This is a genomic window from Aquitalea sp. ASV11 (genome assembly GCF_016429185.1).
GTDB lineage: Bacteria > Pseudomonadota > Gammaproteobacteria > Burkholderiales > Chromobacteriaceae > Aquitalea > Aquitalea pelogenes.
Genome location: NZ_JAELUD010000107.1, coordinates 1 through 9,724, shown reverse-complemented (window position 1 = coordinate 9,724; position 9,724 = coordinate 1). Strand labels below are relative to the sequence as shown.

At 56.4% G+C, this 9,724-nt stretch carries 11 protein-coding genes; 5 read left to right on the top strand and 6 right to left on the bottom strand.

Annotation, left to right across the window (positions count from 1 at the left end):
* From JHD62_RS20400 to JHD62_RS20375, 6 genes are all read right to left on the bottom strand, one after another.
* The coding region (locus tag JHD62_RS20400) for a cytochrome bc complex cytochrome b subunit (protein WP_199104421.1) at window positions 1-1,108 on the bottom strand (1,108 nt) is incomplete at its 3' end.
* A gap of 14 nt (window positions 1,109-1,122) precedes the next feature.
* Window positions 1,123-1,707, bottom strand: coding sequence for a ubiquinol-cytochrome c reductase iron-sulfur subunit (petA, locus tag JHD62_RS20395; protein WP_045846650.1), 585 nt, complete (start codon window positions 1,705-1,707; stop codon window positions 1,123-1,125).
* Between the two features lie 120 nt (window positions 1,708-1,827).
* On the bottom strand, window positions 1,828-2,574 hold the full coding sequence (locus JHD62_RS20390) for a Nif3-like dinuclear metal center hexameric protein (protein ID WP_199104420.1): 747 nt from the start codon (window positions 2,572-2,574) through the stop codon (window positions 1,828-1,830).
* A gap of 129 nt (window positions 2,575-2,703) precedes the next feature.
* Window positions 2,704-4,347: a chaperonin GroEL gene (groL, locus tag JHD62_RS20385; protein ID WP_045846652.1), complete on the bottom strand. Its 1,644-nt coding sequence runs from the start codon at window positions 4,345-4,347 to the stop codon at window positions 2,704-2,706.
* 54 nt (window positions 4,348-4,401) lie between these two features.
* Window positions 4,402-4,689, bottom strand: a complete 288-nt coding sequence (gene groES / locus JHD62_RS20380) for a co-chaperone GroES (RefSeq protein WP_045846653.1) — start codon at window positions 4,687-4,689, stop codon at window positions 4,402-4,404.
* A gap of 172 nt (window positions 4,690-4,861) precedes the next feature.
* Complete coding sequence (locus JHD62_RS20375) at window positions 4,862-5,890, bottom strand: glycosyltransferase (RefSeq protein ID WP_233161130.1); 1,029 nt, start codon at window positions 5,888-5,890, stop codon at window positions 4,862-4,864.
* Window positions 5,891-6,161: 271 nt separating this feature from the next.
* Here JHD62_RS20375 and rfbB point away from each other — a divergent pair, with 271 nt between their 5' ends.
* From rfbB to JHD62_RS20350, 5 genes are all read left to right on the top strand, one after another.
* Window positions 6,162-7,226, top strand: coding sequence for a dTDP-glucose 4,6-dehydratase (gene rfbB, locus JHD62_RS20370; RefSeq protein ID WP_199104418.1), 1,065 nt, complete (start codon window positions 6,162-6,164; stop codon window positions 7,224-7,226).
* A complete protein-coding gene (rfbD, locus tag JHD62_RS20365) occupies window positions 7,223-8,116 on the top strand; it encodes a dTDP-4-dehydrorhamnose reductase (RefSeq protein WP_199104417.1) in 894 nt (297 codons plus the stop codon). Before rfbB ends, rfbD begins: the two co-directional genes overlap by 4 nt.
* Before the next feature lie 16 nt (window positions 8,117-8,132).
* Window positions 8,133-9,002: a glucose-1-phosphate thymidylyltransferase RfbA gene (gene rfbA / locus JHD62_RS20360; protein WP_199104416.1), complete on the top strand. Its 870-nt coding sequence runs from the start codon at window positions 8,133-8,135 to the stop codon at window positions 9,000-9,002.
* Window positions 9,003-9,017: 15 nt separating this feature from the next.
* Complete coding sequence (gene rfbC, locus JHD62_RS20355; RefSeq protein ID WP_199104415.1) at window positions 9,018-9,563, top strand: dTDP-4-dehydrorhamnose 3,5-epimerase; 546 nt, start codon at window positions 9,018-9,020, stop codon at window positions 9,561-9,563.
* Window positions 9,564-9,592: 29 nt separating this feature from the next.
* Window positions 9,593-9,724: S-adenosylmethionine synthetase N-terminal domain-containing protein (locus tag JHD62_RS20350; RefSeq protein ID WP_233161131.1), on the top strand; the 132-nt coding region annotated here is incomplete at its 3' end.

The window sequence follows — 9,724 nt, the reverse complement described above, 5'->3', positions numbered from 1 at the left end:
CCAGGCCGATGAAGGCGATGATGAACAGCACCAGCATGAACTTGAACTTGGGACCGCGATAACGGATGGACTTGATCGGGGAACGATCCAGCCACGGCAGGAAGGCAATCACCACCACGGCAGCACCCATGCCGATCACACCCCACACCTGGGTACCCAGGAAGGACGGAATGGCACGCAAGATGGCGTAGAACGGGGTGAAGTACCATACCGGCGCAATGTGCGGCGGGGTCTTCAGCGGGTCAGCCTGGTCGAAGTTCGGGTGCTCCAGGAAGTAGCCACCCATTTCCGGCAGGAAGAACACGATGATGGAGAACACGATCAGGAACACGGCCACACCGAAGATATCCTTCACGGTGTAGTAGGGATGGAAAGGAATACCATCCAGCGGGATGCCCTTTTCGTCCTTCAGTTTCTTGATTTCCACGCCATCCGGGTTGTTGGAGCCCACTTCATGCAGCGCGATCAGGTGAGCCACCACCAGGGCCAGCAGTACCAGCGGCACGGCAATCACGTGCAGGGCGAAGAAGCGGTTCAGCGTGGCATCCGACACCACGAAGTCACCACGGATCCACACCGACAGGTCCGGGCCGATGACCGGGATGGAACCGAACAGGTTCACGATCACCTGCGCACCCCAGAAGGACATCTGGCCCCAGGGCAGCAGATAGCCCATGAAGGCTTCAGCCATCAGGCACAGGAAGATCAGGCAACCAAACACCCATACCAGTTCGCGCGGCTGCTTGTACGAGCCGTAGATCAGGCCACGGAACATGTGCAGGTAAACCACCACGAAGAACATGGAAGCACCGGTGGAGTGCATGTAGCGGATGATCCAGCCACCTGCCACATCACGCATGATGTATTCCACCGAGGCAAACGCCACCGGGATGCCGGCTGCGTTCAGGTTGCCATCCGGCTTGTAGTTCATGGTGAGGAAGATGCCGGTCACGATCTGGATAACCAGAACCAGCATGGCCAGCGAGCCGAAGAAGTACCAGAAGTTGAAGTTCTTCGGTGCGTAATACTCGGTAACGTGCTCTTTCAGCATCGACGACAGCGGGAAGCGGTCGTCAATCCAGTTCAGCAGCTTTTGTCCTTTGCTCATTTTTCCCCCTCAGCTTATTTGTCGTCGCCAATCAGCAGGCGGGTATCGGACAGATACTTATGCGGCGGAATTTCCAGGTTCTTCGGCGCCGGCACACCCTTGAACACGCGGGCAGCCAGGTCGAACTTGGAACCGTGGCACGGGCAGTAGAAACCACCCAGCCATTCCGGACCCAGATCGGCAGGTGCCAGATCAGGACGGAAAGTCGGCGAACAGCCCAGATGGGTACAGATGCCCACGGCAACCAGCAGTTCCGGCTTGATGGAACGGCCTTCGTTCTGGCAGTACTTGGGTTGTTGCTCTACTTCGGACTTGGGGTCCACCAGCTTGGGGTCGTTCTTCGGCAGATCGGCAATCTGCTGTTTGGTACGGGACAACAGCCATACCGGCTTGCCGCGCCATTCAACGTTGATCTTCTGGCCCGGCTCCAGCTTGCTGATATCCACCTCAACCGGTGCGCCAGCAGCTTTTGCCCGTTCAGACGGGAAGAAACTCATCAGAAACGGCGTTGCCACCCCGGCAACCGCCACACCCCCAACAGCGCTGGTTGCTACCGTCAGAAACCGACGGCGCCCCGTATCGACTTGTTGTTCACTCATTACAGTCATCCTCAAACGTGGAAACCGAGCTTAAACTTCAAACCAGACGATTTTACCTGATTAGCAGTAGGGACATGAAGCGCCTATGCAAATAAATTGACCTATGTCGGCCGGATTTGTCTAAACCGGATTGAAAAGATCGACAAATTCCACATTTATGCCGTGTAAATGAGAAATTTTCTCACCCAGCGCCTGCACTCCGTAACGTTCGGTGGCATGGTGTCCGGCGGCAATGAATGCCACACCGTATTCGTTGGCCAGATGAAAACACTGCTCCGAGACCTCTCCAGTAACAAAGGCATCCACGCCCAGGCGGATCGCTTCCTCGAAAAAGCCTTGTGCCCCGCCGGTACACCAGGCAACCTTGCTTACTCTTTGATTTTCATCACCCAACAGCTGGGCAGGGCGCCCCAGCAGCATGCCGATATGATCGGCAAAAGCCCGTGCACTACCTGCCTTGGGCCAGCTGCCATGCCACAGCAATTCCTGCTCACCGCTCTGGCCCGCCACATCCAGCCCCAGCACGGCAGCCAGCCTGGCATTGTTGCCAAGCTCGTGATGTGCATCCAGCGGCAGGTGGTAAGCCAGCAGGCTGATGTCATGTTGCAGCAATTTGGCCACACGCTGCCGCTTCATGCCCACCAGTCGTGCATCCTCGCCCTTCCAGAAGTAACCATGGTGCACCAGGATGGCATCCGCCTGGCGCGCAATGGCAGCATCAATCAGCGCCTGCGAAGCAGTCACGCCGCAGACGATACGCGCTACTTCGGCCCGGCCCTCCACTTGCAGGCCATTGGGTGCATAGTCCTTGTACCGCCATGGCTCCAGCCATTGATCGATGCTGTTCAACAATTGCATTAATTGCATGGGACACCCTTAGCTGATTCTGAATGCGCTTATTGTGCCAGAGATAACACGTGATACCGGTTTGCGATCCAAAAACAAAAACCCCGCACAAATGCGGGGTTTTCAGGTTCAGCGAGAGGCTAAAGCAGCTTACATCATGCCGCCCATGCCGCCCATGCCACCCATGTCCGGCATGCCGCCAGCAGCCGGCTTGTCTTCCGGCAGTTCTGCGATCATGCAGTCGGTGGTCAGCATCAGACCGGCAACGGAAGCAGCGTGTTGCAGGGCAGAGCGGGTTACCTTGGCCGGATCCAGCACGCCCATTTCCAGCATGTCGCCGTATTCGCCGGTAGCCGCGTTGTAACCGAAGTTACCCTTGCCTTCCAGTACCTTGTTCACCACAACGGACGGCTCGTCACCAGCGTTCTTGACGATCTGACGCAGCGGAGCCTCGATGGCCTTCAGTACGATCTTCACGCCGGCATCCTGATCGACATTGTCAGTCTTCAGGCTGTCCAGGGTGGAGCGAGCGCGCAGCAGGGCCACGCCACCGCCAGCGACAACGCCTTCTTCCACAGCGGCGCGGGTAGCGTGCAGCGCGTCTTCAACGCGAGCCTTCTTCTCTTTCATTTCCACTTCGGTGGCAGCGCCAACCTTGATCACGGCAACACCGCCAGCCAGCTTGGCCACGCGCTCTTGCAGTTTTTCGCGGTCGTAATCGGAAGAAGCTTCTTCGATCTGGCGACGGATTTCACCAACGCGAGCCTGGATGGCATCAGCCTGGCCAGCGCCATCGATGATGATGGTGTTTTCCTTGCCCACTTCGATGCGCTTGGCTTGGCCCAGCATGTCCAGAGTGGCTTTTTCCAGGGTCAGGCCCAGTTCTTCGGCAATCACGGTACCGCCGGTCAGGATGGCGATATCCTGCAGCATGGCCTTGCGACGGTCGCCAAAGCCCGGAGCCTTGACAGCAACCACCTTCAGGATGCCGCGGATGGTGTTGACCACCAGGGTAGCCAGTGCTTCGCCTTCAACATCTTCGGCGATGATCAGCAGCGGACGACCGGACTTGGCCACTTGCTCCAGTACCGGCAGCAGGTCGCGGATGTTGGAAACCTTCTTGTCGAACAGCAGGACGAACGGATTGTCCAGAGCAGCAATCTGCTTTTCCTGGTTGTTGATGAAGTACGGAGACAGGTAGCCGCGGTCGAACTGCATGCCTTCCACTACGTCCAGTTCGTTGCTCAGGCTCTTGCCGTCTTCAACGGTGATCACGCCTTCCTTGCCCACTTTTTCCATGGCGGTAGCGATGATTTCACCGATGTCGGAATCGGAGTTGGCGGAAATGGAACCAACCTGGGCGATTTCCTTGGTGGTGGCACATGGCTTGGCGATCTTGGCGATTTCACCTACCAGGGAAACCACAGCCTTGTCGATGCCGCGCTTCAGGTCCATCGGGTTCATGCCGGCGGCAACAAACTTCATGCCTTCCTGCACGATGGCCTGGGCCAAAACGGTGGCGGTAGTGGTACCGTCGCCGGCCACGTCGGAAGTCTTGGAAGCCACTTCCTTCACCATCTGTGCGCCCATGTTTTCGAACTTGTCTTTCAGTTCGATTTCCTTGGCAACGGATACACCATCCTTGGTGATGGTCGGTGCGCCAAAGGAGCGGTCCAGCACAACATTACGGCCTTTCGGGCCCAGGGTAACCTTGACGGCGTCAGCCAGAATGTTGACACCAACCACCATCTTGGCGCGTGCGGAATCACCAAACTTTACGTCTTTTGCAGCCATGCTCAAATCTCCAGAATTCTATGAAAGGATCGTAGAAGGGTGTATGGGTCGGAATTACTCGACGATACCCATTACATCTTCCTCGCGCATCACGAGGACTTCTTCGCCATCAACCTTGACGGACTGGCCGGAATATTTGCCGAAGATGACCTTGTCACCAACCTTCAGCTCCAGCGGACGACGTTCGCCATTGTCCAGAACCTTGCCGTTACCGACAGCCAGCACCTCGCCCATGTCGGGCTTTTCAGCTGCAGCGCCCGGCAGAACGATGCCGGATGCGGTTTTTTCTTCAGCCTCAAGGCGCTTGATAACAACACGATCGTGCAGCGGACGAATTGCCATTGATCTCTCCTAAATACAATTGGCTGTTGAAAGCAAAAATGATCTGCCTGGATGGCAGTACGGGGCGGGAATTAGCACTCGCCCCTGACGAGTGCTAATAATAGGGACGGCACAAGGAGGTTTCAAGTGGGGTAGCTGCAAAAACTTTACTGCTCACCCGGACAGGTGCGGCTCAGGAATCGTCGCGACGCAACACCAGCCAGCTGGGTACCTTGAAGCGCACGATCATGCGATACAGGCGCAGATAGCCCAGCACAAACAACAGGCAGAACAGCATCAACACCCTGGTATGGTTCCAGAACAACATGGCCGGCACCACCGAAAACGAGGTCAGCAACCACAAGTAAGGCGAGGTCATGCTGTTGCGCTGGGTCAGGTGGCGTGCATCCTTGGAGCCCACCATCCACAGCACCATGCGCTTGTAGATCATCTGGTGCAGATGCAGTGCATCCGGATAACCCACCGCCCTGCCCTGCAGGAATTTGCGCCGGTAAATGGAAAAAATGGTTTCAAAAACAGGGTAAATCACGCACAACAAAGGGAACCACGGCGAAACTGCGGGGTTGCGCGCCACCAGCAAAACCGACATTTCAGCAATCATGAAACCAATCAGATAGGCCCCACCATCACCGGCAAAAATCAGCCCACGCGGAAAATTCCAGAACAGGAAACCCAGCACCGCGCCAACCATGGCAAAGCACACACTCATCAACACGATGTCATGCACCTTGAAGCAGACATAAATGATGGACAGGAAAATGAACACTGCCACCATGCCGGACAGCCCGTTATAACCATCAATGATGTTGACCGCATGAGCCACACCGCCCACCGCCACCATGGTGAGCAGCAAGGACAGCCACCAGTAGGAAGCCAGCAGCTGATCTACCCCTGGAATGGACAGCCGGGCCAGCCCGGCGCCCAGCAGGAAATAACCCAGTGCAGCAGCCACAAAGGTGGCAAGCAAGCGAGGCAAGGGGCCGATTTTCTTGGTGAGGTCTTCAATAAACCCAGCTGCAAATGCCGGGAAAGCTGACAGTAGCAGCAGCAACACCCATACGGATGTATTGAGATAACCGGACAAGGCACAACCAGCAATCAAACCCAGCATGATGGGCAGGCCGCCAATACGCGGTACCGGCGTGGCATGGAATTTCTGTACGCCGGTGACGTCGCCATCGGTCGAAAAGCGTGCATGCAAGTGCGCATACCGAATCAACAACAGCCCGGTCGTAAAAGAAGCAATCAGTGCAAGCAAGAGAATCTGCAACATGGGGCATCAAGGCCTGAATGGGCGTGAAATCGGATAATCGGGCCGGCACGTTGCAGTCGCAAGGCTGTACAACGAGAAGCCGGGCAATTTTGTCTTATAATGTCGGCCTTGCAGGCGAGCACAAGGTACTTGCCCACGGTCGGTTACTTTACCATGGCCCCGCGCCAAGCAAAAACCACTTACTTATTGGAATTGTTAAATGATATTGGTGACTGGCGGTGCCGGCTTCATTGGAGCCAATTTTGTTCTGGACTGGCTGAATGGCTATGACGAAGGTGTGATCAACCTGGACAAGCTGACCTACGCCGGCAATCTGCAAACCCTCGCCAGCCTGGAAAACGACCCGCGCCATGTATTTGTCCAGGGCGATATCGGCGATCGCGAACTGGTAAGCCGACTGCTGCAACAACATCAGGTGCGTGCTGTCATCAACTTCGCTGCGGAAAGCCATGTCGACCGCTCTATCCACGGTCCGGGTGAGTTCATCCAGACCAATGTGGTAGGCACCTTCAACCTGCTGGAAGCTGTCCGGGCCTACTGGAGTGCACTGGAAGGTGAAGCCAAGGCAGTCTTCCGCTTCCTTCACGTCTCCACCGACGAGGTGTACGGCACCCTGTCCAGCACTGACGCGCCGTTCAGCGAGACCAATCGTTACGAACCCAACAGTCCCTACTCGGCCAGCAAGGCCGCGTCGGACCACCTGGTACGTGCCTGGCACCACACTTACGGCCTGCCCGTCCTCACCACCAACTGCAGCAACAACTACGGCCCCTACCACTTCCCGGAAAAGCTGATTCCGCTGGTCATCCTGAATGCGCTGGCCGGCAAGCCCTTGCCCATTTACGGTGATGGCCAGCAAATCCGCGACTGGCTGTATGTGAAAGACCATTGCAGCGCCATCCGCACCGTGCTGGCACAAGGTCGCCTGGGTGAAACCTATAATGTTGGCGGCTGGAACGAAAAAGCCAATCTGGATGTGGTGCACACCATTTGCGCCATTCTGGATACACTGCGCCCCAAGGCCGATGGCACAGGCTATGCCGAGCAGATCACCTACGTGCAAGACCGCCCTGGCCATGACCGCCGCTATGCAATCGATGCGCGCAAGCTGGAACGCGAGCTGGGCTGGAAACCGGCCGAAACCTTTGAAAGCGGCATCCGTAAGACCGTAGAGTGGTACCTGGACAATCAGGACTGGGTCAACAACGTCACCAGCGGCAACTACCGCCAATGGCTGGAACAACATTACGGGAACAAGGCATGAGCCGCATCCTGATTACCGGCATCAATGGCCAGCTGGGCTTCGAGCTGCGTCGCTCGCTGGCCATGCTGGGCGAGTGCATCTGTCTGGATCGCCAGCAACTGGACCTGTCCCGCCCGGCGGACATTGCCGCGGTTCTGAAGCAATACCAACCAGACATCATCGTCAACCCGGCCGCCTACACCGCCGTGGACAAGGCCGAGACTGACGCCGAGCTGGCCCACGCCGTGAATTCAGCGGCACCGGCCGCGATGGCCAACTGGGCCGTGGGAAAAAATGCTCTGCTGCTGCACTACTCCACTGACTATGTGTTTGATGGTGACAAGACCACCCCTTACATGGAAGACGATGCCACCAACCCGCAGTCCGTATATGGCTTGAGCAAATGCCAGGGCGAGCAGGCCATCCGTGCCAGTGGCGCAGACCATATCATCCTGCGCACCAGCTGGGTGGTGGGCGCACATGGCGGCAACTTCCTCAAAACCATCATGCGCCTGGCGCGTGAACGCGACAGCCTGAATGTGGTGGCCGACCAGATTGGCGCGCCCACACCCGCTGCGCTGATTGCCGATGTGACCGCCCACATCATCAAGCAGTGGCAAACCATCAAGGACCAGCAGTTGCTTGGCACCTATCACCTGACCAGCAGCGGCAGCACCAGCTGGCATGGCTATACCGCATACCTGCTTGCACTGGCAGAACGTTACGGTGTCGCACTGCAACTAAAGCCGGAAAACCTGCACGCCATTCCCGGTAGCGCCTACCCGACCCCGGCGAAACGCCCCGGCAACTCCAGGCTAAATTGCAGTAAAATCCAGGACGCGTTCGGCCTGAGCATGCCAACATGGCAGAGCGGCGTGGAACAGGTGTTCCAGCAGATCTTCAATTCCTGATGCAGGACGCAAGCAGATGAAACGTAAAGGCATCATTCTGGCGGGAGGCAGCGGCACCCGTCTGTACCCTGCCACACTGGCAGTCAGCAAACAATTGCTGCCCATCTACGACAAGCCGATGATCTACTACCCGCTCAGCACCCTGATGCTGGCAGGGATTCGCGACATCCTGATTATCTCCACTCCGCAAGACACCCCGCGCTTCGAACAGTTGCTGGGCGATGGCAGCCAGTGGGGCATCAGCCTGCAATACGCAGTACAACCCAGTCCGGACGGCCTGGCCCAGGCCTTCATCATTGGCGAAGACTTCCTGGCAGGTGAACCCTCCGCCCTGGTGTTGGGCGATAATATCTTTCACGGCCACGACTTTCCCAAACTACTGAAAGCGGCCAACGCCAAACGGCACGGTGCCAGTGTGTTTGCCTACCACGTACAGGACCCGGAGCGTTACGGCGTGGTGGAATTCGACCCCCAGGGCAAAGCCTTGTCCATCGAGGAAAAACCGGTCACACCGAAATCCAACTATGCCGTGACCGGCCTGTATTTCTACGACAATCAGGTTGTCGACATTGCCAAGTCCATCCGTCCCTCACTGCGCGGCGAGCTGGAAATCACCGATGTCAACAACCGCTACCTGCAGCAAAACCAGCTGGATGTGCAGACCATGGGTCGCGGCTATGCATGGCTGGATACCGGAACCCACGAATCCATGCTGGAAGCCAGCCAGTTCATTGCCACCGTGGAAAACCGTCAGGGACTGAAAGTCGCCTGTCTGGAAGAAATCGCCTATATGCAGCAATGGATTGACGCAAGCCGACTGGAACAGTTGGCACAAGCGCTGAAGAAAAATGCCTACGGGCAATACCTGCTGCAGCTGCTGAAGTAAGAAAGCAAGCCACTCATGAAAATCATCGATACTGCCATCCCTGATGTCAAAATCCTTGAACCCACCGTATTTGCCGACGAACGTGGCTTTTTCTTCGAGAGTTTCAACCAGAAGCGCTTTGACGAAGCTATTGGCCGCAAGGTTGAATTTGTCCAGGACAACCACAGCCGTTCCGCCAAAGGCGTGTTACGTGGGCTGCACTACCAGTTGCCGCCATTCGCACAAGGCAAGCTGGTACGCTGCATACTGGGCGAAGTATATGACATCGCCGTGGATATCCGCCTCAGCTCTCCCACACTCGGTCAATGGGTTGGTGTCATGCTTTCAGCTGACAACAAATGCCAGCTATGGATTCCGGAGGGCTTTGCTCATGGCTTCCTGACCATCAGCGACACCGCCGAATTTGTATACAAGACAACAAATTATTACTCACCAGAATCAGAACATTGCATTGCCTGGAATGATAAGAATCTGGACATTATGTGGCCATTGCAAGAAGAACCAGTACTTTCAAAAAAAGATATGCTCGGGAAAAAATTCAATGAATCAATCCTCCTGTAGATATCAAATAATCAAAGAGAATCAATAGTATGAACGAATATCTGTTTACGTCGGAATCGGTATCGGAAGGCCATCCGGACAAAGTAGCCGACCAAATCTCCGATGCCATCCTCGATGCCATCCTGCGCGAAGACAAATACGCTCGCGTAGCAGCCGAAACC